Source organism: Bradyrhizobium sp. Ken64, from assembly GCF_055807555.1.
The window spans coordinates 14,604-40,028 of the sequence record NZ_JBVVPA010000012.1 but is presented as its reverse complement, the minus strand read 5'-3'; the positions used below and the strand labels follow the sequence as shown (position 1 = coordinate 40,028).

Genomic DNA, 25,425 nt, shown 5'->3' with positions numbered 1-25,425 from the left:
GAACGACAATGTCTCTGATCGAAGAAATCGACTTCGGTACGCCGCGCTCGAAATCGGAAACGATGGTGACGCTGACCATCGACGGCAACCAGGTCACGGTGCCCGAGGGCACCTCGATCATGCGGGCGGCGATGGACGCCGGCCATCAGATACCGAAACTCTGCGCGACCGACATGGTCGACGCATTCGGCTCGTGCCGGCTTTGCGTCGTCGAGATCGAGGGCCGCGCCGGCACGCCGGCCTCCTGTACCACGCCTGTCATGTCCGGCCTGATCGTGCACACCCAGAGCGAGCGGCTGAAGAAGCTGCGCAAGGGCGTGATGGAGCTCTACATCTCCGACCATCCGCTCGACTGCCTCACCTGCGGTGCCAACGGCGATTGCGAGTTGCAGGACATGGCCGGCGCCGTGGGCCTGCGCGACGTGCGTTACGGCTATGAGGGCGAGAACCACGTCTTCGCCAAGACACCTGGCAAGTCCAATGGCGAGATCAACGCCGCCTGGATGCCGAAGGACGATTCCAACCCGTACTTCACCTACGATCCCTCCAAGTGCATTGTCTGCTCGCGCTGCGTCCGCGCCTGCGAGGAGGTGCAAGGCACCTTCGCGCTCACGATCTCCGGCCGCGGCTTCGACAGCCGCGTCTCGCCCGGCATGAGCGAGAGCTTCCTCGGCTCCGAATGCGTCTCCTGCGGCGCCTGCGTGCAGGCCTGCCCGACCGCCACGCTGACCGAGAAATCCGTGATCGAGATCGGCCAGCCCGAACACTCGGTCGTCACCACCTGCGCCTATTGCGGCGTCGGCTGCGCCTTCAAGGCTGAGATGCGCGGCGAGGAAGTCGTCCGCATGGTGCCGTACAAGGACGGCAAGGCCAATCGCGGCCATTCCTGCGTCAAGGGCCGCTTCGCCTGGGGCTACACCAACCACAGGGAACGCATCCTCAACCCGATGATCCGCGAGCGGATCGAGGATCCCTGGCGCGAAGTGTCATGGGACGAGGCATTCTCGTTTGCCGCCGACAGGATGCGCGGCATCCAGAAGAAATACGGCCGCGATGCCATCGGTGGCATCACGTCGTCCCGCTGCACCAATGAAGAGACCTATCTGGTGCAGAAGCTGATCCGCGCCGGCTTCGGCAACAACAATGTCGACACCTGCGCGCGCGTCTGCCACTCCCCGACCGGCTATGGCCTCTCGACCACGTTCGGTACCTCTGCCGGCACGCAGGATTTCGACTCGGTCGAGCACACCGACGTCGTCGTCATCATCGGTGCCAACCCCGCTTCGGCCCACCCGGTGTTCGCCTCCCGCCTGAAGAAGCGGCTGCGCCAGGGCGCCAAGCTGATCGTGATCGATCCGCGCCGCACCGAGATGGTCGAATCGCCGCATGTGAAGGCGCTCCACCTGCCGCTGATGCCCGGCACCAACGTCGCGCTCATGACGGCACTGGCGCATGTGATCGTCACCGAAGGCCTTGCCAACGAAGCTTTCGTACGCGAGCGCTGCGACTGGAGCGAATTCGAGGAATGGGCGGCGTTCGTCGCCCAACCAAACAACAGCCCGGAATCCACCGCCATCCTCACCGGCGTCGATCCGAACGATCTGCGCGAAGCAGCGCGCGTCTACGCCACCGGCGGCAACGGCGCGATCTATTATGGTCTCGGCGTCACCGAGCACAGCCAGGGCTCGACCACCGTGATCGCGATCGCCAACCTCGCGATGGCCACGGGCAATATCGGTCGTCCCGGCGTGGGCGTGAACCCGCTGCGCGGCCAGAACAACGTGCAGGGCTCCTGCGACATGGGCTCGTTCCCGCACGAGCTCCCCGGCTATCGCCACATCTCGGGCGATGCCGTGCGGGACCAGTTCGAGGCGCTGTGGAACGTCAAGCTCAACCCCGAGCCGGGCCTGCGCATTCCCAACATGTTCGACGCCGCGGTCGAAGGCACGTTCATGGGGATCTACGTGCAGGGCGAGGACATCCTGCAATCCGATCCCAACACCACGCATGTGGTAGCAGCACTAGCGGCGATGGAATGCGTCATCGTCCACGACCTCTTCCTGAACGAGACCGCGAACTACGCCCATGTGTTCCTGCCGGGCTCCAGCTTCCTCGAGAAGGACGGCACCTTCACCAACGCCGAGCGCCGCATCCAGCGCGTCCGCAAGGTGATGACGCCGAGGAACGGCCTCGCCGACTGGGAGGTCACCATCGGCCTCGCCAGGGCCATGGGCTTCGAGATGAACTACAGCCATCCTTCCGAGATCATGGACGAGATCGCGGCGCTGACCCCGACCTTCGCCGGCGTCTCCTATGCCAAGCTCGACGAGCTCGGCTCGGTGCAGTGGCCCTGCAACGACAAGGCGCCCGAGGGCACGCCGGTGATGCATATCGACGGCTTCGTCCGCGGCAAGGGCAAGTTCGTCGTCACCGAATATGTCGCGACCGACGAACGCACCGGCCCGCGCTATCCGCTGCTGCTCACCACAGGCCGCATCCTCAGCCAGTACAATGTCGGCGCACAGACCCGGCGCACCGAGAACGTGGTCTGGCATGCCGAGGATCGGCTGGAGATCCATCCGCACGATGCCGAACAGCGCGGCGTGCGCGATGGGGACTGGGTGCGGCTGAAGAGCCGCGCCGGCGCGACCACGCTGCGTGCGGAGATCACCGATCGCGTCGCGCCGGGCGTCGTCTACACCACCTTCCACCATCCGGACACCCAGGCCAACGTCATCACGACCGACTATTCGGACTGGGCGACCAACTGCCCCGAATACAAGGTCACGGCGGTGCAGATATCGCCGTCGAACGGCCCGTCCGACTGGCAGAAGGCCTACGGCGCGCAGGCGCGGCATTCCCGCCGCATCGCGCCGGCCGAGGCTGCGGAGTAGCGGCATGCACGTGCCGGTCCAGGCCATCGACCGCGAGATCTGGCGCGACGGTGCCGCGTCTGAAGGAGCGCGGCTGATTCCGGAGGAGACGCCGCTGGCACTGACCTACAATGGCGGCACCTACGCCGTCATGATGGGGACGCCGCAGAACCTCGAGGATTTTGCCGTCGGCTTCAGCCTGGACGAAGGCATCATCAAATCCGTCGATGACATCAAGTCGCTCGAAATGGTCCGCCTCGACGACGGCATCGAGCTGCGCATGTGGCTGGCTTCGGAAGATGCCGCGCGCATCGGCGAGCGCCGCCGCCACATCGCCGGCCCGACCGGCTGCGGCATTTGCGGCATCGACTCGATTGCCGAAGCCGTGCGGCCTGCGGCCATCGTGCCGCAGGGACAGACGTTTGCGCCCGAGCAGATCATGGCGGCGATGCAGACCATCGCACCACTGCAATCGATCAATCTGCAAACCCGCGCCGTTCACGCCGCCGCGTTCTGGTCGCCTGCCGGCGGTATCGTTGCGCTGCGCGAGGATGTCGGCCGCCACAACGCGCTCGACAAGCTCGCCGGTTCGCTGGCGCGCAGCCGCACGGCTGCAAGCGGCGGCATCGTGCTGCTGACGAGCCGCGTCTCGGTCGAGATGGTGCAGAAGACCGCCGCCATCGGCGCGCCGGTGATGGTCGCCGTCTCTGCGCCGACCGCTCTTGCGGTGCGCACCGCGGAGGCCGCCGGCATCACGCTGATTGCCATTGCCCGCCAGGACGGGTTCGAAGTGTTTTCGCATGGCGGCCGGGTTGTCGCCCGTCATGCCACGGAGGTTCTCGATGTCGCCTGACCGCCTGATCTACATGGCCAACCAGATCGGCACGTTCTTCCGGAGCCAGGGCCACGACAAGGCCGTGCAGGGGATCGCCGACCACATCAAGAAGTTCTGGGATCCGCGGATGAAGCGCGCGATCTTCGCCCATCTCGATGCCGGCGGCGCGGGCCTGGAGCCGAACGTGCGGGACGCGCTCACCTCGCTGCAGCAGGCGACGTCCCTTCCAGTAGCGCCCTGAAGACACGGCGCACCTCGCTCTGCGTCTCCTTCACGCGCGCCTCCAGCGAGGAGAAATGCGGCGCATCGCCGGCGCGTGCCATCACGCGCAGGAGGTCGGTGCCGGCGGTCTCCGGCTTGAACCGGTCGTTGACGCAGAGCCGCAGGATCTGCGTCAGATCGTGATACAGCCGCGCCGCGGCCCGCAATATCTCGGTCTCCGATTGCGCGAGCACGCCGAGCCTGCATGCATTTTCCAGCACCTGCATGCTGGCGACGTCGAGAATCTCCGGCTTCTCGTGCGCATGCACGAGCTGAAGATATTGCGCGATGAAATCGATGTCGACCATGCCGCCGGCGGCATATTTGAGATCCCAGCAATCGGCCTCGCCCTTCTCCTGGGCGATCGCACGCCGCATGTCGGCGACGTCGTTGGCGGTGATTGCGGAATCGCGGCGACGGGTCAGGATATCGCGGATGACGCGCTCGATCCGTTCCCGGAATTCGGGCGAAGCCGACACGACGCGCGCACGGGTCAGCGCCATGTGCTCCCAGGTCCAGGCCTCGTTGGCTTGGTAGTCCGCGAACGAGACGAGGCTCGAGGCCACAGGGCCGGCGCGCCCCGAGGGGCGCAGCCGCATGTCGATCTCGTAAAGCACCCCGTAATTGGTGCGCGTCGTGAACGCGCTGATCAGGCGCTGGGTGAAGCGGGCGAAGTAATGCGCACCTTGCAATGACTTCGCACCGTCGGAGTCCGGATTGTCGCTGTCGAAATCGTAAAGTAGGATCAGGTCGAGATCGGACGACGCTGTCATCTCGCGGCTACCGAGCCGGCCCATCGCGATGATCGCGGTCTCCTGCCCCTTGATCCGGCCATGCTGGGCGGCGAAGCGATCGGCGACGAGGCCATGCACGGTATGCACGATGCCCTCGGCGACGTCGGCAAAGGCCGTGCTCGCTTGCTGTGCCGAGACCGTGCCTGAGAGAATGCGCGTTCCGATCAGGAACAGGCTCTCCTGTCCGAACAGGCGCAGGCGGTCGAGGAACTCTTCGTAAGAGCCGGCATCCTGCACCGTGCTCGCGAGCCGCCCCGACAATTCCTGCCTGTCGGGCATGGCGCCGAAGAAGCGCGGATCAATCAGGCCGTCCATGAGTTGCGGCTGCCGCGCCAGCATCTCGCCGAGCCGGGGCGCCGCGCCCAGCACCAGGGCGACCAGCGCAACGAGATCGCGGTTCTGCCCGAGCAGCGTGATCAGTCGACCGCCCCGCTGAAGCGCCCCAAGGAAATGGTCGAACGCCACGACGGCCCGATCCGGCTCCTCGGCATGAGCGAGACCGTCGATCAGGGCCGGCACGAATTCGATGAAGGCATTTCGCGTCGCCTCATTGCGGAACACGCGGTAGTCGCCGGTGATCCAGTCACGCACGGTCTGCGCGACGGCGGCGGGCTTCTTGAAACCGAGCGTCGCCAGGTACTGAAGCAGCCGCGGATCGTCGGGACCCGCACTGTAGTCGAGCGCCGGCAGCTTGGCCGTGCCGGTCGGATCGTCGCCCTCGAACAGTTTTTCGTAGTGGCCCTGGACGATCTCGAGCTGGCGCAAGAGGTGGCGGGCAAAGGCCTCGCGATCCGGATAGCCGAAGAACCAGGCGAAACGCTCGACCGCCTCCTTGTCCTCGGGCAGCGTGTGGGTCTGCTCGTCTGCGATCATCTGGAGGCGATGCTCGACCCGACGCAGGAATTGGTACGCCGTGGTCAGCTCGTCGCGCGCCGCAAACGTGATCCAATTGCTGGAAGCGAGCACGCCAAGCGCGGCGAGCGTCGGCCGCACGCGCAGCTCAGGATGGCGGCCACCGGCGATCAATTGCTGGGTCTGGGCGAAGAACTCGATCTCGCGGATTCCGCCGCGCCCGACCTTCACGTTGTGCCCTTCGACAGCAACCTCGCTCTGGCCGCGATAGGTCTGCATCTGCCGCTTCATGTCGTGAACGTCGGCAAGCGCGGCAAAGTCGAGATGCTTGCGCCAGACGAAGGGCGCGATTTCCGCGAGCAGCGCCTCGCCCGCCCTGGGATCGCCGGCGCAGGCGCGCGCCTTGATCATCGCGGCGCGCTCCCAGGTACGCCCTTCCCGCTCGTAATAGTTCAGCGCGGCATCACGCGAAATCGCCACCTGCGTCGAAGATGGATCGGGACGCAGGCGCAGATCGACGCGGAAGACGTAGCCGTCATAGGTGCGCTGCTGGAGAATGCGTGCCATCCCCTGCGTTACCCTCACGAAGAATGGCTGGGGTTCGATATCCGCGGCCAGCGTCGTATTGTCGGGATCGAAGAACACGATGAGATCGATGTCGCTGGAATAGTTCAGCTCGCCTGCGCCCATTTTGCCCATCGCAAGCACGATCAGCCCGCAGCCCTCCTCCGGCGCCTCGGGATTGGGCGGCAAGAGCTTGCCCCGTGCGGCTTCCTGCCGCAGGAGGTACTGAAGCGCCGCCCGCACCGAGGACACCGCGACATCGGTGAGCGCTGCGGTCACCCGCATCACCGGCCAGACCCCGCCGATGTCGCACAGTGCGATCAGGAGCGCGGCCTCCGCCTTCATGCGGCGAAGCAGCCGCATCACCTCGGCTTCGTCGGATGCCGCGAGCACGGCGCCGTTCGCCTCCGCGATCAGCGTGGCGAGATGCGCATCCGGATCGCATTCCAGCAGCCGGATCAGGCGCTGCGAATCAGCCCGCACCAGTTCGAACAGATAAGGCGAGAATTCCGCGATGCCGGCCAGTGTGTTCCGCGCGAAGGGATGAGCCAGCAGAGCTTCAAGATGGGCAGATTGCGCGGGCTCGAGCTCGGCCAGCCAGCTTTCAAAACGTCCTTGGTCGGTGACGGAAGCGGCAATATGGGGAGCCTCCGCGAAGCGTGCGGCAAGTCTCTCACCATGCTTGTCCGCGTTTCCCGGCGCGGAGTTGTTCATGCCACCTTCTGTGGCACATCCGGTATTGGAGGAGCAACCCTGTCGCCCGCGCGCGCCGGTAGCACCAGGGTGGCGACGAGGCCCGGATGGGCATCGCCCAGCCGCAATTCGCCGCCATGCAGCGTTGCAACCGCAGAGGCAAGACTGAGGCCGAGGCCGGAGCCCGGCAGCGTGCGGCTGGCTTCAAGCCGCACGAATCGCTCGACGGCATGCTTGCGGTCGGCCTCGGGTATACCGGGGCCGCGATCGGTGACGCTGAGCAGCACCTGGTCGCCCTCGCGTTTCGCCTCGATCGTGATCTGCCTTGAATCCAGGCTGACCACGGTTCCACCCGTTAGCGCGACCGGCTTGCCGTATTTGATCGCATTCTCGACCAGATTGGCGAGCGCCTGGCTGATCAGTTCGCGGTTGGCGTGCACCGGCGTCGGATCGGCCTTGACCTTCAGCGTCATGCCGTCGTCTTCAGCCAGCGGCTCGTAGAGCTCGTGGATGCCATGTGCGACATCGGCCGCGTCGAAATCGTTCATGTTGCCACGCGCCTGACCGGACTCGGCGCGCGCGATCATCAGCAGCGCGTTGAATGTACGGATCAGGCCGTCGGATTCCTCGATGGTCCGCTCCAGCGCGGCGCGGTAATCGGCCTCGCTGCCTGATTTCGCCAGCGCCTCCTCGGCGCGGTTGCGCAAGCGTGTCAGCGGCGTCTTGAGATCGTGGGCGATGTTGTCGGAGACCTCCTTCAGCCCCGCCATCAGCGCCTCGATGCGCTCCAGCATCGCATTGAGGTTTTCAGCGAGGCGGTCCAGCTCGTCACCGCTGCGTCCTACCGGCAGACGCTCGCTGAGATCGCCTATCATGATGCGATGGGCCGTCCCGGACATGGCGTCGATGCGCCTGAGCACCCTGCGCGCGACGAAGATCCCGCCGCCCAGGCCAAGCACCACGACGATCAGCACCGACCATTGCGCGGCCTTGGCAACGATGCCGAACAGGCGCCGCCGCTCGGCGAGATCGCGGCCGATCAGAAGCCGGAAGCCATTCTCGAGCTCGGTGACGCGCACCAGGGCGCGATGGTCGCGCTCGTCCGCATCCTCGATGCGCCGATACGCCGTCTCCGACCAGCCGCGCGTCGCCATCACGCCGGGCGCCAGCGAGCCGACATTGCCGGCGATCGCCTGCCCGGTCGGCGTGGTCACGAGATAGAGGTTGGCGCCCGGCCGCAGCGCGCGGTACTCGATCGCGAGCACGAGACTCCGCAAGCCGCGGCGGTCGTAGATCTCGTTGATTTCCGACGTCTCGGCATTGACCGTCTGCGTGATTTCCTCGGTGATCAGCCGCCGCGTATTCCAGGCGAAATAGGCCAGCAGCGAGGCCGCGAACATCGCGAACAACAGCAAATAGACCAGCGTCAGCCGGAATGCCGTGGTGCGGACGAGTTTACCGAATGCCGTCACGGATCATGTATCCCGCGCCGCGGATCGTGTGCAGCAGCGGCCGCTCAAAACCCTTGTCGATCTTGGAGCGCAGCCGCGAAATGTGCACGTCGATGACGTTGGTCTGCGGATCGAAATGATAGTCCCAGACATTCTCCAGCAGCATGGTGCGGGTCACCACCTGGCCCGCATGCTTCATCAAATATTCGAGCAGGCGGAATTCGCGCGGCTGCAGCGTCAGCTCGTCCTTGCCGCGAGCGACGCGGTGGGAGAGTCGGTCGAGCTCGAGATCGCCGACGCGGTACAGCGTGTCCTCGGCCGGACCGCCGCGGCGGCGTGACAGCACCTCGACCCGGGCCAACAGCTCGGCGAAGGAATAGGGTTTCGGCAGATAGTCGTCGCCGCCGGCGCGCAGGCCCTTGATGCGGTCGTCGACCTGGCCGAGCGCGGAGAGAATCAGCACCGGCGTCGAATCGTCCTTCTCGCGGAGCGCGCCGATCACCGACAGGCCGTCGCGCTTGGGCAGCATGCGGTCGACCACCAGCACGTCGTAATCGCCGTTCTCGGCCATGGCGAGGCCTTCCTCGCCGTCGGCGGCGTGGTCGGCAATGTGCCCGACCTCGCGAAACGCCTTCACGAGGTAGTTGGCGGATTCGCGGTCGTCTTCGATGATGAGGAGGCGCATCGTGCGTTCGGCAACGGTCAAGGGAGTGAACCTTCTCTAAACATGGCGCGAGCGGCAATCGCATGCAAGCCGAGTGAGAGACTCTGGCATCGAGAAAAAAGGCGGGCGGTGAAGCTGGGGGGACTTCACCGCCCTAGGCCTTCCGACGGAGGGGGGCGTATTCCACCGGAAGGTAGACAGGGGAAGCAAACGTTGCGCTGCTCCCCCGAAGGGCGCCGTCGGCGGGGGCGACTGATGCCGGCGACACCCTTCATCTCGGAGGCCTCCTCAGGCCGAGCCCTTGGTTAGCCCTTCGTTAGCCCTTGGCGATGGGCACGGCGACGAAGCGCGACTGGCCGCCGCTCTTCACCCGCATCAGGACGCTGTTCTTGTTGTCGGTCCGCGCCGTGTTGATGGCGTCGCGGACTTCGCCGGCGGTGCTCACGCTCTTGCCGCCGACTTCGAGAATCACGTCGCCTTCCTTGAAGCCGCGTTCGGCAGCCGCGCTCTTCGGATCGACCTCGGTGACTACGACGCCTTCCTTGCCGGCGCCGGCCACGGAATCGGCGGGCGCGACGGTCATGCCGAGCTTGGGCACATCGGTGCCGCGGCTCGCGCCCTTGCCGCTGTCCTTGTCGATGTCGGCCTTGGCCTCGATCGTGTTCGGCAGCTGGCCGAGGGTGAGGTTCACGACCTTGTCCTGGCCCTTGTGCAGCACGTTGAGCTTCACGGTCGCGCCGGGCGCTAGGCCGCCAATGGTACGGGCGAGCTCGCGGGCGTCCTTGACCGCTTCGCCGTTGACCGACGTGATCACGTCACCGGACTCGATGCCGGCCTTCGCCGCCGGACCATTCGCCTGCGGCTCGGCAACCAGCGCGCCTTCTGCCTTCTTCATGCCGAGGCTGTCGGCGATGTCCGATGTCACCGGCTGAATCTGCACGCCAATCCAGCCGCGGCTGACCGAGCCCTTGTCCTTGAGCTGCGCCACCACGCTCTTCACGGTGCTGGCAGGGATCGAGAACGCGATGCCGACGCTGCCGCCGGAAGGCGAGTAGATCGCGGTGTTGACGCCCATCACCTCACCGTTGGTGTCGAAGGCCGGACCGCCGGAATTGCCCTTGTTCACGGGCGCGTCGATCTGGATGAAATCGTCGTAGGGGCCGTTGCCGATGTCGCGGCCGCTGGCCGAAACGATGCCGGCAGTCACGGTGCCGCCGAGGCCGAACGGGTTGCCGACCGCGAGCACCCAGTCGCCGATCCGCGGCTTGCCGTCGGCAAGCTTCGCGAACGGGAAGCTCGAGCTGCCCTCGACCTTGATCAAGGCGAGGTCGGTGCGCTGGTCGGTGCCGATCACCTTGGCGGTGTAGGTCTTGCCGTCGTCGGTCGTGACCTCGACCTTGTCGGCGCCGTCGACCACGTGGTTGTTGGTCACGGCGAAGCCATCAGCCGAGATGAAGAAGCCGGAGCCCTGGCCCTGCACGACACGGCCTCGACCGCCACCACCCTTCAGGCCCGGGATGCCATCCGGTCCGCCGAAGCGGCGGAAGAACCGCTCCATCGGCGAGCCCGGCTGGAACGGCGACTGCGCGTCATCGCCATCATCATTGCTCGCGGTCTTTTCCTTGATGTTGACCTTCACCGAGATCACCGACGGTTTCACGCGCTCGACGATGTCGGCGAAACCAATCGGGCGTTCGACCTTGCGGACCTCGTTGTTGACCTGTGCGTGCGCCGGGCTCGAGAACAGGTCGGCCGGCGAGGTCGACGTGCCGAAGCCGTAGACGGCGGCACCGAGGCCGGCGACGACCGAGGCCATCAGCGCGAACTTGCGGGCCGAGAAAATCGACCGGCGGGGCTGCCGGTAGGATGGAAGGTTCGAGAGGTCGGAACGGTCGGTCATGCAGAGATCTCCAGGGCCTTGAAATCCATTTGGTACCTGACGGCGGCACCTTACGAACCTGAAGATGGGGGCTGCCGCCTTACCGTGGGCTGGCGGCGGGGTTAAACTTTTGTAATGAACGGGAATGCGGATGCGGCAGTTTATCGCAGAGAGAAAGTCTTTGTCTTACAGGAACTTAATCGAGTTCCGGTGGCAGCGCGGAAGCGCTTTTTTTCAGGGCTCTCAGCTCGCCCTCACACTGACGATGAATTCGTCGACCTCGCGCTTCAAAGTCTCGGCCTGCTGCGACAGGTCGACCGCGGAATCGCGCGCCTCGGCGGCCATTCGGCCGGTCTCGGCGGACGTCGAGGTGATCTGGACGATGTGATTGGAGACGTCGAGCGTACCGCGCGCGGCGTCCTTGGCGCTGCGCGTGATCTCCTGCGTGGCGGTGCGCTGCTGGGCGGTGTCGATCTCGATGCCGGACATGATGGACGAGATCTCCGACAACGTCTGCGAGACGCCGTCGATCGCGCCGCGCGTCTGTGCGGTGATGCCCTGGATGCTGGCGACGTGGGACGTGATCTCCTCCGTCGCCTTGCTGGTCTGGTGCGCCAGATTCTTCACCTCGGAGGCGACCACGGCAAATCCCTTGCCGGCCTCGCCAGCCCGCGCCGCCTCGATGGTGGCGTTGAGCGCGAGCAAATTGGTCTGCGACGCGATCGCCTGCACGAGCTGCACGACCTCGCCGATCTTGTCGGCCGCGTCCGACAGCGTGTGGATGGTGTCGCGGCTCTTCTCGACCTGCGTCGCCGCGCCCTCGGCACGCTGGGTCGCGTCCGTGACGCGACGGCTGATCGTACCGATCGAATTCGTCATCTCCTCCGCCGAGCCCGCGACGGTCTGCACGCTGCCGCTGGCCTGGCTCGCTGCGCTTGCCACGGCGTCGGCCTTGGTGGTGGTATCGTTGGCCGTCCGCGACAACGTCTCGGCGTTGCTCTCGAGATGCACGGCCGACGACGCCACGCGGTCGACGACACTGGCGACGAGATCGTTGAAGCGCCTGATCCGCGCGTCCAGGAATTTCGATCGCTCGGCCTGATGCTGCGCCTCGTGGAGCTGCAGCTCGGCGAGGCGGCGCCGCTCCACACCATTGGTCTTGAACACCTCCAATGCGCCGGCAAGCAGGCCGATCTCGTTGGTGCCGCCGAGACCCGGAACCGGAGTCTCGAACCTCTGGTCGGCGACCTCGCGCATGGCATGAACGATCGCCGCCAGAGGATTGAGGATGCCGTTGCGCACGGCAAACCAGGTGACGAGGCAGATCGCGATGGCGACGCCGGCGATCACGCCGCAAGCGACCAGAAAATAGGAGAACGCGGTCTGCGCCTGCTGGTAGATCTGCATCGCGTGGTCGTGCGCGGGACCACTCAGCGCGGCGAAGTCCGACGACAGGCTGGTGATCTCGTTGTTGAGATAGAGCACCGCGACGAAGCCGGTGCCGCCTCCGATGCCCAGCAGGAACAATAATGCAGCGACGACGGCGCCGACTAGGAAGCGGATCGTCAGATTGCTGTTCGCGAACATAATTGAGGACTCAAAGTCTGGAATCGAATCTCGCGACAAGCTTTCAGACAAAGGTCAACAGAGCATGAAACATGCAGTGGCAAGCAGCTACGTATCATTGCGTAACCAGGACAATTTGAAGTGGCCAAGGCGCGAAGCACCCTAAGACTTGGCTTCGTCCGCCATCAATGCTGCGAGCCGCGCTTCCTCGTCGGGCGTGAGCGGCGGAGCCGGTACATCTGCACCATTTCGCGAGCGCCGGCGGATTTGCAGCCATAGCGCCAGGCCGCCGCCAATCAGCAGCAGCGGCGCGAGCAGCCACAGCAGCATGTTCTGGCGCTCGAAGCGCGGCTTGAGCAGCACGAACTCGCCGTAGCGCGCGACCAGGAAATCGAGCACTTGCGAATTGCTGTCGCCGGCCGCGATGCGCTCGCGCACCAGGAGCCGCAAATCGCGCGCCAGTGGCGCATCGGAATCGTCGATCGACTGGTTCTGGCAGACCATGCAGCGCAGCTCGCGCGACAAGTCGCGTGCGCGCGACTCCTTCACCGGATCCGACATGATCTCGTCGGGCTGCACGGCATGCGCCGCAGGCAAGGCCAGCAGCAGCAGCGCGACGAACGCGGCCATCATTCGACGCATTGGATCACTCCGCCGGCTGCAGGCGCTGCTTGGCCCGCGCCGGTTTCGGCGCGCCCACCCGGAGGCGCCGGTCCGACAGCGACAGCACGCCGCCGAATGCCATCAGCACCGGTCCCCACCAGATCAGCAGCACCAGCGGCTTGTGATAGATGCGCACGGCGATGGCACCCTCGCCGGTGGCGTCCCCGAGAGAGATGTAGAGCTGGCTTGCGCCGCGCGTCAGCAGCGCGGCCTCGGTGGTCGAGGAGCCGCGGGTGGTGAAGCTGCGCTTGGACGGCGTCATCACGCTGAGCTTCTCGCCGTCCTGGCTGACATTGAATTCGGCGATCATCTCGCGGAAGTTCGGGCCTTGGCGCTGAAACAAACCATCGAGCTTCACGTCGTAACCGGCAACATGGGCGACGTCGTTCTGTTTCATGGTCGCGATATATTCGCTGTTCCAGGTGGTCTCGCAGACGATCCCGATCAGCGCGATGCCGAGGCCGGCATGCGCAAACGCGGAGCCCCAGGCCGAGCGCGGCAGGCCGCGGGCCCGGTGCAGCGCCGTTGCGAACGGTAGCCGCACGAGGCCGGTGCGCTCGACGATGTCAGTGACGGCACCGGCGATCACGAAGATGCCAAGCCCGATCGCGAGCGGCGCCAGCGCGCTGCCACCGCGCGCCCAGCCCCAGACCAGAGCGGCGACAACAAGCCCGGCAACGCCAGCCGCCAGCAGGCGTTGCGTCACGCCGAGCAGATCGCCGCGCTTCCATGCCAGTAACGGCCCGAACGGCACGGCGAGCAGCAGCAGCGTGAACAGCGGAGCGAAGGTGAGGTTGTAGAAGGGAGCACCGACCGACATCTTGAAATCGACAAGCATTTCCATCGCCAGCGGATAGAGCGTGCCGAACAGCACCACCGCGCAGGCGACCGTGAGCAGCAGATTGTTCAGCACCAGCGCGCCCTCGCGCGAGATCGGCGCAAACAGGCCGCCCTGCTTCAACGACGTCGCGCGCCCCGCGAACAGCGACAGGCTGCCCCCGATGAAAAGGCAGAGAATCAGGAGAATGAACACGCCGCGGGTTGGATCGGTCGCGAAGGCATGCACCGAGGTGATGACACCCGAGCGCACCAGGAAGGTCCCGAGCAGCGAGAGCGAGAAGGTCAGGATCGACAAGAGGATGGTCCAGACCTTCAACGCGTTGCGCTTCTCCATCACCAGCGCCGAATGCAGCAGCGCGGTGCCGGCAAGCCACGGCATCAGCGAAGCGTTCTCGACCGGGTCCCAGAACCACCAGCCGCCCCAACCCAGTTCGTAATAGGCCCAGTACGAGCCCATGGCGATACCGAGCGTCAGGAAGATCCAGGCGACCAGCGTCCACGGCCGCACCCAACGCGCCCAGGCGGCGTCGATCCGCCCCTCCAGCAGCGCCGCGATCGCGAAAGAGAACGAGATCGAGAAGCCGACATAGCCGAGATAGAGCATCGGCGGATGCACGGCGAGACCGATGTCCTGAAGCACCGGATTGAGATCGCGTCCCTCGATCGGCGGGTTGGCGATGCGCAGGAACGGGTTGGAGGTCACCAGGATGAAGAGATAGAAGGCGCTGGCGATCCACGCCTGTACGGCCAGCACATGCGCGCGCAGCGACAGCGGCAGATTGTTGCCGAAGGCCGCGACCAATCCGCCGAACAGCGCGAGGATCGACACCCACAACAGCATCGAGCCTTCATGGTTTCCCCACACGCCGGTGATCTTATAGAGCAGCGGCTTCATGGAGTGGGAATTCTCGTAGACGTTGACGACCGAGAAATCCGAAGCTACGTGCAGCATCACAAGCGCGATGAACGACGCACCGACGAACAGGAGCTGCGCCAGCGCAGTGGAGCGTGCCACATTCATCAGCGCGTCATCGCGCAGCCGCGCGCCGATCAGGGGCACGATGGACTGGATCAGTGCCAGTCCGAGCGCCAGCACCAGCGCGTAATGTCCTGACTCTGCGATCACCGAACTGCTCCCTGCGGATTGCCCTGCGCGGTCGTGGCCGCGGGCTTGACGCTATCGGAAGCCTTGGCGCCGTAGTCATCCTTCCAGTGCCCCTGCTTCTTCAGGGCATCGGCAACGTCCTTGGGCATGTAGGTTTCGTCGTGCTTGGCGAGCACGGTGTCGGCCTTGAACACGCCATCGGCGTCGAGCGCGCCTTCGGCGACGACGCCCTGCCCTTCCCGGAACAGATCAGGCAAAATGCCCTTGAAGGCGACCGGAAGCTTTGCGCCGCCGTCGGCGACCTCGAAGGTCACTGCGAGATTGTCGCCGCGCCGGAGCGAGCCGGGCTGCACCAGGCCGCCGAGGCGAAACCGCTTGCCGGGCGCAACGTGCTTCTCGGCGACCATGGTCGGCGTCGAGAAGAACACGATGGAGTCGCGCAACGCGTTGAGCACCAGCGCGGCCGCGAGCGCGAGCACGGCAAGCGAGCCGCCGATGATGGTCATACGTCGCTGCTTGCGCGTCATGGCGTATCCATTCCCTGCCCGTCTCGTCCTGACATCATCATCATCCGTCGAGCCCGAGCGTCTTGAGGCCCTCATCGAGCTGGCGCAGCCGCGCTGCGTCGTTGGCAACCGCCTGGCGGGCATCGGTCGATGCCCCCACCGCCTTGTCGCGATCACCCATCACGAGATAGGCGCGCACCAGGCGCAGCCAACCCTCGACGTCGTCGCCGTTCTGCTTGAGGCGCGTGGCGAGCCGTTCGACCATACCGCGAACCATCGCGTTGCGATCGCCCTCTTTCATGTCCTTGGAAGCTGCGAGGGTCTCATCCGACAGCGCCGGCATCGTCACGCCACCGCCACCGACGCGCGCGAGCGAGGTCTGCACGAGAGGGCGCCACGGCGCATCCGCCGGCGCTTTCGCCAGCAGCGCGCGCCAGATATTGGCGGCATCGTCCTTGCGGCCGTCCTGCTCGGCGGCGAGACCGAGGAAGTAGTTCGCTTTCGGATCATCGGCGCTGAGCGCGCGCGCGCGCTCGAACTCGGTCTTGGCTTCGGCGGTCACGATGCCACCGGCGGCGGCCGAGATCGCTTCGCCGAGATCGGACCGGCGCTCCGCGCTCTCGCCATTGTAGGCGAGCGAGTTGCGATAGGCGCGCACGGCGTCGTCGAAGCGACCAAGCCGCTCCAGCACGGGCGCGATCACGTTCCAGCCGCGCCCGTCGGTCGGATTCTTTTCCAGATGTTGCTCGACCTGTACGACCAGATTCTCGAGCGACTGCGCCATGCCGGACCCGGATCCGCGCTCCCGCTGCGCCAGCGGAAAGTCCTGAAGCCTGGGCGAGCCGAGCGGCACATAGACGCCGATCGCAACCAGCGGCAAACCGGCAAGCGCAAGCACGGCCGCCGCGCGGCGCCATTTGAGGCTGGATTTCGGTGCGATTGCGGGCTCGCTGCCGGCTGCGGCGAGCAGCCTGCGACTGACCTCGACGCGCGCGGCCTCGGCTTCGGGCGCCGCGATTAGCCCTGCGGCAAGATCACGCTCGATCTCGGCGAGTTGGTCCTTGTAGACCGCGACCTCGCTGCCCTGGTTATGGGCGCGTCCGCTACGGCCGAGCGGCAAAAGCACGGCGAAGATCGCCGCGACCGTCATCAGCGCGAACACGAACCATAGCATCATCTGGCAAGCTTCCGGCAGCGCGCAAGCCGCGCCCACAGGTCGCTTTACACCACGGCCGGACGATGCGGCAATTGACAATTGTCAATTCGGCGCGACCGCGCACAGTCCCGAAATGGTGAAAATCCAACGGCTTAGCCGATCTCGAAGTCCGCGCTTTGAGCGGCGTCCTCGCCATGCCCGTTGAAGGCCTTCAGGAAGTATGTTCCCGGCTCGATAGCGTCGGGCAATCTGATGCGCAACGCCCCGACGGGAACGGGCGATGCAACCCTGGTGACGGTCTCAGGAAGCTGCCGACCGCTTGCCTTCTCGACCAGCACCACCTTCGCGCCGACCATCAGCCTTTGATATTTGGCAACGACGACGCGATTCTCGATTTCGATGGAACTGATAACGGATTTCATGCGCCCACAGATAGAAATATCAAAAAGTTGCACGGCGACCGTAGGGCCAGCCACCGACACCGTCAACCTGAAATTGTGACTACTGAAATATGCGCCTTGAGTCAGCTCGCGCGCGACGATTTGCGCTCGCCCGTGGCCGCATTCTCCGCGGCGCGGCTCATCAGCGAGGCATAATCATCGCCGAACAGCACCTGGCAGAAGCGGATCGCGGCCTGCACCTGCTGCTGCCGATAGGTGCGGACCTTGTGATCGGCGCCGCGCAGCGACTGCACGAGCTGCTCAGTCGAACGCTCGACATATTGCTGGAGGTCGGAATAGGTGCGCAGTGTCACCTCATTGATCGCAAGCTCGCTCGCATAATTGCGGCAGGTCGCGACGAAATCGATCAGCGCGACAGTTTCCTCGACCTCGGTGCTGTCGATCCGCGCGCCCGGCGGAATGTCCTTCTCGGCGCGCTGGCGCAGGATGCGGCGGACGCGGCCGGGAACACTGTCGATCTCGGATTGCAGCGCGTTGGAGATGTCGGCCCGGATCGAGGTCAACTGCTTGCCCCAGGCGGAATCGTTGCGCAGGTCGAGCTCGGTACGCAGGCCTCGGACGCCGTCGTGCAGCGTCTTGAGATTGCCGGCGACATTGTCAAAATGGCCGCGCTTGATGTCCATGCGCAGGATGGCGGCCACGCAGGACAGATCATGCAGCGCCATCGTGACGGCGACGCCATAGGGCGTTGCCGCGACACGGATCTCATCGTCGGACGCGGCAATCTTGATGGCGAGGCGGATGATCTGCCACGGCGCGGTCATCCGCTGCACGACGATCGAGAGCGCGAAGGGCAGCATCTGCGGCGTTTGGAGGACGGGAATGTTGAGCGCTGCAGTCACCGAGGCGATCTGGGCATCGCCGAAGGCGCGCAGGGAGCGCGGCAGCTTCTCGTTCAAGGTGGCGATGGCGTCGCGGACCGCGAGCACCGCCCCGGTCGAATAGAGATCCTCGATCACGTTGGGCGGACCGACGCGGGCGAGCGCACGCGATTTGTCACCCCCGCCCGGCCCGGTCAGTTCGAAGATGGCATCCGCGGCGACCGCCTGGAGCTTCGAGGCCAGCGCTTCGACCTGCGCTGCACTGTCGGCCGGCATGCGCGCCAGCGCCGCCTCGAATTCGCTCAGCTTGGCCGGAGCACCGTCGCGGCCGAGCCATTGCCATATCGGAGCCAGCGAAGAGCGGCGGATCTGCCCGGCCCGGATCGGGGCGCCCGCTTCGACCAGGAATGGTTCCAGCACCTGGAACAGTAGCCGCGACAGATCGTCCGTACGCGGCGGTGGGGCCGCGTCGGCTTCCGTCTTGCGGACGATCTTGCGCAGCTGGTCGAGCACGAGGGTTGCCACGGCCGTGTCCTGGCCGCGCTCGAGCGCACGCTCGAACTCCCGCATCAGCAGTGCCTGCGCCTGCGGCGGGAGCTGCGCGAGATAGTCCCTCAGCCGCTCGATCGATGTCTGGCTCATGCGCCCGGGTAGTGAACGGTAAAATGGCGGACGTGGGATCCGTCCTGCTCGATCATAAATGGGCCCCACTTAAGAAGCCGTTTAGGAAGTCGTTCCGAATACCCCTGGTTTCGTCGGGATCGACGTGCCGCAGGCCAAATAGTCGTATCGGAACAAGGGATTATATTCCGGGGAGGACCAGCTCCGACCGCAGGCCCCCGGTCGGTGCGCGGCCGAGTGAGAGGCTGCCGCCGTAGAGCGCAGCGAGTTCGGTCACGATCGACAGTCCAAGCCCCGATCCGGGCTTGGACTCGTCGAGCCGCTGGCCGCGCCGTGAGACCTGCGAGCGCTCGGCCTCCGACAGGCCGCGGCCGTCGTCGTCGACGATGATATGCAGCCGCGGACCGGTGCTCGCCTGATGCGGCGCTTCCACCAGAACTTCGATGAAGACCCGCGAGGCCGCCCATTTGCAGGCGTTGTCGACGAGGTTGCCGACCATCTCCTCCAGATCCTGCCGCTCGCCGCGAAATTTCGCCGACGGATCGGCCTCGGCCTCGACCACGATGCCGCGGCCGCGGTGGATCTTCTCCATGGTCCGCCGCAGTGCCTCGATGGCCGGTGCAACCTCCGTCACCGTCGCGACGACGGAGACCCGCGCCGCGATGCGCGCGCGCTCGAGATGATGGGCGACCTGGTCACGCATCACGTCGGCCTGCTCCATCACCTTGGCCGCGAACGGATCGGCGGCATGCGCGCCGGCCTCGTTCACGATGACCGAGAGCGGCGTCTTGATGGCGTGGGCGAGATTGCCGACGTGGGTGCGTGCGCGCTCGACGATCTCGCGATTGGCATCGATCAGCGCGTTGGTCTCGCGCGCCAGCGGCGCGATCTCGACCGGGAACTCGCCCTCGAGCCGCTCCGCCCGCCCGGACCGGATGTCGGCGATGGATTCGGAGATGCGCTTGAGGGGCGCAAGACCGAAGCGCACCTGAAACACGGTGGTCAGCAGCAATACGATGCCGAGGGCGGTGAAGGTGCCGCCGAGGTAGTAATCGAAACTGCGCGTCTCGTCGAAAATCTCGGTATCGTCGCCGGCGACACTGACGAGAAATTTGCCGTCCGCGCCGAGATCGACCGGCCGCTCCACCATCCGCAGGTTCTGTCCCTCGGGACCGTCGACGTAAGCGATCCGGATGCCGGCGGCGGTGAGCTCGGTGCCCTGCTCTTCCAGCTTCGGCAGCTTCTTGTCCCAGAGCGAGCGCGAGGACCGCACCTCCGGCTTTTCGGTGTCGGTCCGGGTGATCTGCCAGTACCAGCCGGACAACGGCAGCTCGAACAGAGGCTCGCCGAGCGATTGGAACTGGCGGTCCGGCGGCTCGTCGGGGGTGGCGACCTCGGCGATCAGCGTGCGGAGATAGAGATTGAGCCGGCGGTCGAAGGCGCGCTCGGTGGCGTTCTTGTAGACCGACGACAGCACCACGCCGGTGATGGCCAGGATCACCACGAGCCACGCGGTCGCCGACAGGAACAGGCGGTTCGCAAGCGAGCTGGCGGGCATCGGAATGATCCCGGAGGCGCGGGGTGGCATAGCGTCGGAACTCATGACCCGACCAAGGCCCCTGTCGGGGCCGCCCGTCAAGCCAAGATACGTCTAGACAAGATAGTTCGAGACACCACGCTTCAGGCGCCGGGGGCCGGCGGGGTCAGGAGATAGCCGAGGCCACGGACGGTTTGGATGATGTCGACGTCGAGCTTCTTGCGGATGCGGCCGACGAAGACCTCGATGGTGTTGGAGTCGCGGTCGAAGTCCTGGTCGTAGAGATGCTCGACCAGCTCGGTGCGGGATACGACGCGGCCCGAATGGTGCATCAGGTAGGCCAGAAGCCGATATTCGTGCGACGTCATCTTGATGGGATTACCCGACACGCTGACCCGTCCGGTCCTGGTGTCGAGCGTGACGGGGCCGCAGCTCAGCTCGCTCTGGGCGTGGCCGGTGGAGCGGCGCAGCAGCGCGCGGATCCGCGCCAGCACCTCCTCCAGGTGGAACGGCTTTGCGACATAGTCGTCGGCGCCGGCATCGAAGCCCTGGACCTTGTCGCTCCAGCGGTCGCGCGCGGTGAGGATCAGGACCGGCATGGTGCGGCCGTTACGCCGCCAGGCTTCCAGCACCGAGATGCCGTCCTTCTTCGGCAGGCCGATGTCGAGCACCACAGCGTCGTAGGGCTCGGTGTCACCGAGATAATGCCCCTCCTCCCCGTCGAAGGCGCGATCGACGACATAGCCGGCGTCGGTCAGCGCCTTGGTAAGCTGGCGATTGAGATCGGGGTCGTCCTCAACGACGAGCAGGCGCACGCTTCTCTCCAGAACTGGGCCGTATGAACACCCGCACAGATGAGCAATTCCGGCGTGAACTGAATATGAACACGGGGAACCGGCCGCGTTACTTTTTGGTCATATCCGACCCTGTTCGCGGTCAACGCACTGCGCCCGCCAGGCCATCGGACGAACCGGCGGCATGGCGGGCGCAATGTGCCGCGTTACGCGGCGAGTCGGAAGGTGCGAACCGTCCGGTCGATCTGCCGATCAGGTCCGGAAGAACACGAACCAGATGACGGCGAGGATCAGGATCGCGAGCCCGGTGGATATGGCGAGCAGCGCCGCCACCGACGGCCCGGGCTCGCCCTGGCGCGCCTCGGTTGGAGTTTCCACGATCTGACGTTGGTCTCGCGTGGTTGCCATGGTGACCTCAATTCTGGCTGTCGCGTCGGATGGCCGCGACTCCTCGCGGCGGAATGTCTCGTGGCAACGCATGATGGGATATGATGTTCCGGCCTCTGCGGCCGGGTCAGGTTGCAACCGCGCGCCGGGCGGCCGGTTAACGCAGTTGCAAGATTCAGCGATCCGCCTTGCTATGATTCGTTGTTCCTCGATGGTATCTTCGTCTTCTGTCCCCGTTGCGTTTGGAGTAGCCCATGGCCCCCCGCGCCAATTGGAAGGGTTTTCTGCGTTTGTCCCTCGTGACCTGCCCGGTCGCGCTCTATCCGGCCACTTCGGATACCGAGAAGGTCTCGTTCAACCAGATCAACCGCAAGACCGGCCACCGGATCAAGTACCTCAAGGTCGACGCCGAGACCGGTGACGAGGTGACTTCGGAGGACATCGTCAAGGGTTACAAGGTGGACACAGACACGTATATCGAGGTCACCAAGGACGAGCTCGACGACATCGCGCTGGAGTCCACCCACACGATCGAGATCGACGAGTTCGTACCGAAGACCGATATCGACAGCCGCTATCTGATCCGCCCCTATTATCTCGTGCCCGATGGCAAGGTCGGCCACGACGCCTTTGCGGTGATCCGCGAGACGATCCGGAGCATGGACAAGGTCGCGATCGGCCGCGTGGTGCTGACCAACCGCGAGCACATCATCGCGCTGGAGCCGCTCGGGAGCGGCTTGATGGGGACGCTGCTGCGCTACCCCTATGAGGTGCGCGGCGAGAAGGACTATTTCGACGACATCCAGGAAGTGAAGCTGACCAAGGACATGCTCGACCTCGCAAAGCACATCGTCGAGAAGAAGTCCGGCGCGTTCGAGCCCGAGCTGTTCGAGGACCATTACGAGACCGCGCTGATCGACCTCATCAACAAGAAGCGCAGCGGCGCGCCCATCACCGCGAAGGCCGCGCCCAAGACCGGCGGCAACGTCATCAACCTCATGGACGCGCTGAAGAAGAGTATCGCCAACGAGAAGGACGCAGGCCCCGCGGCGAAGGTGGCCAAGGATGTGACCAAGGACGCCGCCAAGGGCAAGAAGCCGAAGAAGCGCGTCGAAGGCCAGCGCGAGATGCTGCTGCCGATTGCCGGCAAGGGCGGCAAGGACGCTGCTGCGAAAGCGGCTCCCAAAAAAGCCGACAAGCCGGTGCGCGCGCAGGCGCGGGCGAAGAAGGCCGGCTAGCAGCATCGCACCAGCGGCTACGCCGTGATGCCTCCCCTCGCCGATCGGCCGACCTGACATGCCTTGGTCGACCGCGTTCGACGACCCCATTTCGTTACGTGGCGGGCGCAAGTTGCGGACGCTGCAAGAAGCGGCCGATCACATCATGCGACTGCCCGAGGATACGCAGCATGCGAGCCACTGGCAGACCGCGATCGAAACCCTGATCAACGCAGCCGAGACCGGCGGCGGCTGGATGATGTTCGCCCGCATCGCGGTGTTACGGGCGCTGAATGCGGACGGTCGGCGCGAGTGAGCCCGGCACCCCGCTCGATAACAGGCTCAACAATCCGTTAAGCCAATCCCGTGCTTTCGGCGTCTACCTGCGGCCGGCGGCGGTACGTAATTCTACGGAAGACAAAATTAACCGACGCTTCCCGCTCAGCGCAGCATGGTCGCCCCTCGATTAAACTCGGGGTTTGCAGGCTCGTGCAGCAGCAGGACGCCAGAAGGAACTACATCGGCATCGTCAACGACGCGGCCGAGGAAGAAAGCCTCGCCGGCAGCTCCGCGCGGGCGCAGCCGTCCGTGGTCAGCTATCTGGTCGGACGTCTGGCGATAGTACTGAAACGCCCGGGCAAGGCCGCGCCGGAACGCCAGATATCGTCCTGAGACGCGACGACGACATCGCCAAATGCGTCCGAATTGGGTGACGAAACCTTAAGTCAATCGATGACACCATATCAAACGGCAGGTGAGGACCATCCACCTGCATTTTGACGCGCCCACGAAAAATCAGTGAATCAATTTACCATTCCGAAAACGGCACCAGCCTAGGTTGGACGGATGAACAGGAGTTGACGATGACTTTGCTCAAGTCATTTCTTGCCGATGAAAATGGTGCCACCGCCATCGAGTATTGTCTGATCGCCACCGGCATCGCGTTCGCGATCATCGTGGCCGTGAACAACACCGGCAGCGCACTCCTGAGCGGCAAATTCAACTCGATCAGCGCGGCGATGAAGTAGCCGGCGCGCCGCAATCTCATCAGCACAAGTCCGCATGCAGCGCGTCGGATGACGGGCTCCTCCTTCCGATGCGGCGGCGAGCCCAGCTTAATTCTCACGAAGTTCGCATTATGGCGTTGTGTCGGGCGGTTGCGCCATCGTAGAGCGTAACCTCGAACTCCAGCGGCCCGATGACATGATTCCTTCCGACAAGCCGATTTCGACAATCCGGGCTCGTCTTGGCTCGGACCGGTCGGTGGTGATCACCGTTCTCGCTGTACTGGCGGCCGTGTCGTTTCTTCCGGTGCTGCTGACCCCTATCCCCGCGATGGTCGACTATCCCAATCACCTCGCCCGGATGTATATTCTGAGCCAGAACGGCACCCCCAACGCCAATCCGCACTACGAAGTGGCTTGGGCATTCTACCCCAACCTTGGAATGGATCTGCTGGTCCCGCAAATGGCCCGGCTGATCAGCGTCGAGAATGCCACACGGCTGTTTCTGCTCCTGAGCCAATTGCTGATCGTCGGGGGCGCGCTTTCGCTCGAATGGGCGCGGAAGGGACGGATCCATCTCGCCGGCTTTGCGGCCCTCGCTTTCCTTTACTGTCTGCCGTTCAGCTGGGGCTTCGTGAATTTCGAGTTCGGACTGGGCCTCGCTGTCTGCGGCATCGCCGTCTATCTGATGCTGGCGGAACGCCCATGGCCCCTGCGTTTCGTCGTCAACATGGTCTTTGTCGCTGCGCTGTTTGCGGCACATTTCTTCTCCCTCGGCATCTACGGCGCGGCGCTTGGCCTTTACGAGCTCTCGCGCATCCGCCATGAGCGAAAATCGTACGGGGTCGCCGCCGCGCGGCTCGGCGCGTTGGCCATACCGGCGCTTGCCCTGTTTGGGATCATGCGCATGACCGCGGGATCGATCGGAAGCGAAGGAACGAACTGGTTCCTCGAATTCAAGCCGATCTGGCCGTTGCGCATCATGAACGGTTACAATCTGACGGTCGCGGCGGCAACCGGGCTTGCGCTGATGATCTCGCTCTTTTTTGCCGCAAGACGCGGCGTCCTCAAGCTCGAGGCAGCCGGGATCTGGCTCGCGATCGGCTTCGCGGTGCTGTACGTCGTCATTCCCTCGAAGCTGTTCGGAACCTCGTTCGTCGACCTTCGCGTGATTCCCGCTGCGGCTCTGATCCTGCCCGCCTTCTGCTCGCTGACGCTGCCCAGCCGGGCATGGAGAATGGCGGCGCTCGCCGCGATCAGTGGCGTCATACTGATCAATCTCGCCGTCGTGCTCGCGGTATGGCTGCCTTACCGCACCGACTATGCGGCCATCGTCGCGTCGTTCAACAAGATCGATCGCGGCTCGCGCATCCTCGTCGCCAGCACGGACGACAATGGAGACCCGCCCTTCGCCGACCTCACCTCATATCCGATGTATTATGCGCCTACGCTCGCCGTGCACTATGCTAACGCGTTCGTGCCCAATCTATTCACGGAAGCGGGCAAGCAGCCCGTGCGGCCACGCGAGGACGTGCGCCGTCTTGCCATTCCCTACGGGGGGCCGGTGCCGCTGGGCGTGCTGACCGCGATTGCGGCAAGCCGGCCGCCAGCTGGCGTTCCGCCGTTCGTCCGCACCTGGCACCAGGACTTCGACTATCTCTACGTCCTCGGGCCGGGGGTCGCAAACCCGCTGCCGGATCTGCTGGAAGCGCTGGACACCTCGGAGCGATTTGTTCTCTACAAGATCCGCCGCAAGTCCTAGGCCGAAGCCGCGGCCGCCAGCGTGGTTAATCGGGCATCACCATCTTCACCCGCTTCATTGGAAGCTCCCGGGCGTCCCATATCCTTAATGGTTGTGGCAAGGCGACCTTAACCACCGCC

The 25,425-nt window shown here is 65.0% G+C and carries 22 protein-coding genes; 8 read left to right on the top strand and 14 right to left on the bottom strand.

The window, feature by feature from the left end; translation table 11 throughout:
- The first annotated feature begins 8 nt into the window (after nucleotides 1-8).
- Genes fdhF through AC0L2F_RS20290 form a run of 3 tightly spaced genes read left to right on the top strand, consistent with a single transcriptional unit; the run spans nucleotide 9 to nucleotide 3,949 of the window.
- Nucleotides 9-2,894 carry a formate dehydrogenase subunit alpha gene (gene fdhF, locus AC0L2F_RS20300; RefSeq protein WP_473249615.1) on the top strand — a complete coding sequence of 962 codons (2,886 nt, stop codon included), beginning with the start codon at nucleotides 9-11 and terminating at the stop codon, nucleotides 2,892-2,894.
- 4 nt (nucleotides 2,895-2,898) lie between these two features.
- On the top strand, nucleotides 2,899-3,726 hold the full coding sequence (gene fdhD / locus AC0L2F_RS20295) for a formate dehydrogenase accessory sulfurtransferase FdhD (protein WP_007608320.1): 828 nt from the start codon (nucleotides 2,899-2,901) through the stop codon (nucleotides 3,724-3,726).
- Nucleotides 3,716-3,949 (top strand): formate dehydrogenase subunit delta, encoded by a 234-nt coding sequence (locus AC0L2F_RS20290; RefSeq protein ID WP_007608319.1) that lies wholly within the window; start codon nucleotides 3,716-3,718, stop codon nucleotides 3,947-3,949. Before fdhD ends, AC0L2F_RS20290 begins: the two co-directional genes overlap by 11 nt.
- Here the strand turns inward: AC0L2F_RS20290 and AC0L2F_RS20285 are convergent.
- The 14 genes from AC0L2F_RS20285 to AC0L2F_RS20220 form a co-directional block, all read right to left on the bottom strand.
- Complete coding sequence (locus AC0L2F_RS20285) at nucleotides 3,906-6,893, bottom strand: bifunctional [glutamine synthetase] adenylyltransferase/[glutamine synthetase]-adenylyl-L-tyrosine phosphorylase (RefSeq protein ID WP_473249614.1); 2,988 nt, start codon at nucleotides 6,891-6,893, stop codon at nucleotides 3,906-3,908. The genes AC0L2F_RS20290 and AC0L2F_RS20285 overlap by 44 nt on opposite strands.
- Nucleotides 6,890-8,344, bottom strand: coding sequence for a sensor histidine kinase (locus AC0L2F_RS20280; protein ID WP_473249613.1), 1,455 nt, complete (start codon nucleotides 8,342-8,344; stop codon nucleotides 6,890-6,892). Before AC0L2F_RS20280 ends, AC0L2F_RS20285 begins: the two co-directional genes overlap by 4 nt.
- A complete protein-coding gene (locus AC0L2F_RS20275; RefSeq protein WP_473249612.1) occupies nucleotides 8,328-9,008 on the bottom strand; it encodes a response regulator transcription factor in 681 nt (226 codons plus the stop codon). Before AC0L2F_RS20275 ends, AC0L2F_RS20280 begins: the two co-directional genes overlap by 17 nt.
- Before the next feature lie 295 nt (nucleotides 9,009-9,303).
- Nucleotides 9,304-10,887 carry a Do family serine endopeptidase gene (locus AC0L2F_RS20270; protein WP_473249611.1) on the bottom strand — a complete coding sequence of 528 codons (1,584 nt, stop codon included), beginning with the start codon at nucleotides 10,885-10,887 and terminating at the stop codon, nucleotides 9,304-9,306.
- A 222-nt stretch (nucleotides 10,888-11,109) separates the two neighbouring features.
- Nucleotides 11,110-12,453: a methyl-accepting chemotaxis protein gene (locus AC0L2F_RS20265; RefSeq protein WP_473249610.1), complete on the bottom strand. Its 1,344-nt coding sequence runs from the start codon at nucleotides 12,451-12,453 to the stop codon at nucleotides 11,110-11,112.
- Between the two features lie 141 nt (nucleotides 12,454-12,594).
- Nucleotides 12,595-13,074 (bottom strand): cytochrome c-type biogenesis protein, encoded by a 480-nt coding sequence (locus AC0L2F_RS20260; RefSeq protein ID WP_007608308.1) that lies wholly within the window; start codon nucleotides 13,072-13,074, stop codon nucleotides 12,595-12,597.
- A 4-nt stretch (nucleotides 13,075-13,078) separates the two neighbouring features.
- Nucleotides 13,079-15,061, bottom strand: a complete 1,983-nt coding sequence (locus AC0L2F_RS20255) for a heme lyase CcmF/NrfE family subunit (protein WP_007608306.1) — start codon at nucleotides 15,059-15,061, stop codon at nucleotides 13,079-13,081.
- Complete coding sequence (gene ccmE, locus AC0L2F_RS20250) at nucleotides 15,058-15,567, bottom strand: cytochrome c maturation protein CcmE (protein ID WP_063993052.1); 510 nt, start codon at nucleotides 15,565-15,567, stop codon at nucleotides 15,058-15,060. Before ccmE ends, AC0L2F_RS20255 begins: the two co-directional genes overlap by 4 nt.
- Before the next feature lie 40 nt (nucleotides 15,568-15,607).
- Nucleotides 15,608-16,723, bottom strand: a complete 1,116-nt coding sequence (gene ccmI / locus AC0L2F_RS20245) for a c-type cytochrome biogenesis protein CcmI (RefSeq protein ID WP_473249608.1) — start codon at nucleotides 16,721-16,723, stop codon at nucleotides 15,608-15,610.
- Between the two features lie 131 nt (nucleotides 16,724-16,854).
- Nucleotides 16,855-17,124 carry a hypothetical protein gene (locus tag AC0L2F_RS20240; protein ID WP_007593394.1) on the bottom strand — a complete coding sequence of 90 codons (270 nt, stop codon included), beginning with the start codon at nucleotides 17,122-17,124 and terminating at the stop codon, nucleotides 16,855-16,857.
- A gap of 101 nt (nucleotides 17,125-17,225) precedes the next feature.
- Nucleotides 17,226-18,626 carry a hypothetical protein gene (locus AC0L2F_RS20235; protein ID WP_473249607.1) on the bottom strand — a complete coding sequence of 467 codons (1,401 nt, stop codon included), beginning with the start codon at nucleotides 18,624-18,626 and terminating at the stop codon, nucleotides 17,226-17,228.
- Between the two features lie 160 nt (nucleotides 18,627-18,786).
- Nucleotides 18,787-20,163 carry an ATP-binding protein gene (locus AC0L2F_RS20230; protein ID WP_473249606.1) on the bottom strand — a complete coding sequence of 459 codons (1,377 nt, stop codon included), beginning with the start codon at nucleotides 20,161-20,163 and terminating at the stop codon, nucleotides 18,787-18,789.
- 122 nt (nucleotides 20,164-20,285) lie between these two features.
- A complete protein-coding gene (locus tag AC0L2F_RS20225; RefSeq protein WP_007608293.1) occupies nucleotides 20,286-20,957 on the bottom strand; it encodes a response regulator transcription factor in 672 nt (223 codons plus the stop codon).
- A 231-nt stretch (nucleotides 20,958-21,188) separates the two neighbouring features.
- Nucleotides 21,189-21,344 (bottom strand): hypothetical protein, encoded by a 156-nt coding sequence (locus tag AC0L2F_RS20220; RefSeq protein WP_007593402.1) that lies wholly within the window; start codon nucleotides 21,342-21,344, stop codon nucleotides 21,189-21,191.
- Nucleotides 21,345-21,577: 233 nt separating this feature from the next.
- Here AC0L2F_RS20220 and ku point away from each other — a divergent pair, with 233 nt between their 5' ends.
- From ku to AC0L2F_RS20195, 5 genes are all read left to right on the top strand, one after another.
- Nucleotides 21,578-22,561, top strand: a complete 984-nt coding sequence (gene ku / locus AC0L2F_RS20215; protein ID WP_063993055.1) for a non-homologous end joining protein Ku — start codon at nucleotides 21,578-21,580, stop codon at nucleotides 22,559-22,561.
- Between the two features lie 58 nt (nucleotides 22,562-22,619).
- A complete protein-coding gene (locus tag AC0L2F_RS20210) occupies nucleotides 22,620-22,856 on the top strand; it encodes a hypothetical protein (RefSeq protein ID WP_007608288.1) in 237 nt (78 codons plus the stop codon).
- 173 nt (nucleotides 22,857-23,029) lie between these two features.
- Nucleotides 23,030-23,212 carry a hypothetical protein gene (locus AC0L2F_RS20205; protein WP_035973941.1) on the top strand — a complete coding sequence of 61 codons (183 nt, stop codon included), beginning with the start codon at nucleotides 23,030-23,032 and terminating at the stop codon, nucleotides 23,210-23,212.
- Nucleotides 23,213-23,403: 191 nt separating this feature from the next.
- Complete coding sequence (locus AC0L2F_RS20200; RefSeq protein ID WP_007608286.1) at nucleotides 23,404-23,568, top strand: Flp family type IVb pilin; 165 nt, start codon at nucleotides 23,404-23,406, stop codon at nucleotides 23,566-23,568.
- A 175-nt stretch (nucleotides 23,569-23,743) separates the two neighbouring features.
- Complete coding sequence (locus AC0L2F_RS20195; protein WP_473249605.1) at nucleotides 23,744-25,306, top strand: hypothetical protein; 1,563 nt, start codon at nucleotides 23,744-23,746, stop codon at nucleotides 25,304-25,306.
- Nucleotides 25,307-25,425 lie beyond the last annotated feature (119 nt).

Bases quoted from the DNA above. Each gene is read 5' to 3' on its own strand.
- AC0L2F_RS20235 (WP_473249607.1), bottom strand. From the start codon at position 18,626: ATGAGCCAGACATCGATCGAGCGGCTGAGGGACTATCTCGCGCAGCTC.
- AC0L2F_RS20220 (WP_007593402.1), bottom strand. From the start codon at position 21,344: ATGGCAACCACGCGAGACCAACGTCAGATCGTGGAAACTCCAACCGAG.
- ku (WP_063993055.1), top strand. From the start codon at position 21,578: ATGGCCCCCCGCGCCAATTGGAAGGGTTTTCTGCGTTTGTCCCTCGTG.
- ccmI (WP_473249608.1), bottom strand. From the start codon at position 16,723: ATGATGCTATGGTTCGTGTTCGCGCTGATGACGGTCGCGGCGATCTTC.
- AC0L2F_RS20290 (WP_007608319.1), top strand. From the start codon at position 3,716: ATGTCGCCTGACCGCCTGATCTACATGGCCAACCAGATCGGCACGTTC.
- AC0L2F_RS20195 (WP_473249605.1), top strand. From the start codon at position 23,744: ATGATTCCTTCCGACAAGCCGATTTCGACAATCCGGGCTCGTCTTGGC.
- AC0L2F_RS20240 (WP_007593394.1), bottom strand. From the start codon at position 17,124: ATGAAATCCGTTATCAGTTCCATCGAAATCGAGAATCGCGTCGTCGTT.
- fdhF (WP_473249615.1), top strand. From the start codon at position 9: ATGTCTCTGATCGAAGAAATCGACTTCGGTACGCCGCGCTCGAAATCG.
- AC0L2F_RS20275 (WP_473249612.1), bottom strand. From the start codon at position 9,008: ATGCGCCTCCTCATCATCGAAGACGACCGCGAATCCGCCAACTACCTC.
- AC0L2F_RS20210 (WP_007608288.1), top strand. From the start codon at position 22,620: ATGCCTTGGTCGACCGCGTTCGACGACCCCATTTCGTTACGTGGCGGG.
- ccmE (WP_063993052.1), bottom strand. From the start codon at position 15,567: ATGACGCGCAAGCAGCGACGTATGACCATCATCGGCGGCTCGCTTGCC.
- AC0L2F_RS20230 (WP_473249606.1), bottom strand. From the start codon at position 20,163: ATGCCCGCCAGCTCGCTTGCGAACCGCCTGTTCCTGTCGGCGACCGCG.
- AC0L2F_RS20270 (WP_473249611.1), bottom strand. From the start codon at position 10,887: ATGACCGACCGTTCCGACCTCTCGAACCTTCCATCCTACCGGCAGCCC.
- fdhD (WP_007608320.1), top strand. From the start codon at position 2,899: ATGCACGTGCCGGTCCAGGCCATCGACCGCGAGATCTGGCGCGACGGT.
- AC0L2F_RS20200 (WP_007608286.1), top strand. From the start codon at position 23,404: ATGACTTTGCTCAAGTCATTTCTTGCCGATGAAAATGGTGCCACCGCC.
- AC0L2F_RS20285 (WP_473249614.1), bottom strand. From the start codon at position 6,893: ATGAACAACTCCGCGCCGGGAAACGCGGACAAGCATGGTGAGAGACTT.
- AC0L2F_RS20265 (WP_473249610.1), bottom strand. From the start codon at position 12,453: ATGTTCGCGAACAGCAATCTGACGATCCGCTTCCTAGTCGGCGCCGTC.
- AC0L2F_RS20260 (WP_007608308.1), bottom strand. From the start codon at position 13,074: ATGCGTCGAATGATGGCCGCGTTCGTCGCGCTGCTGCTGCTGGCCTTG.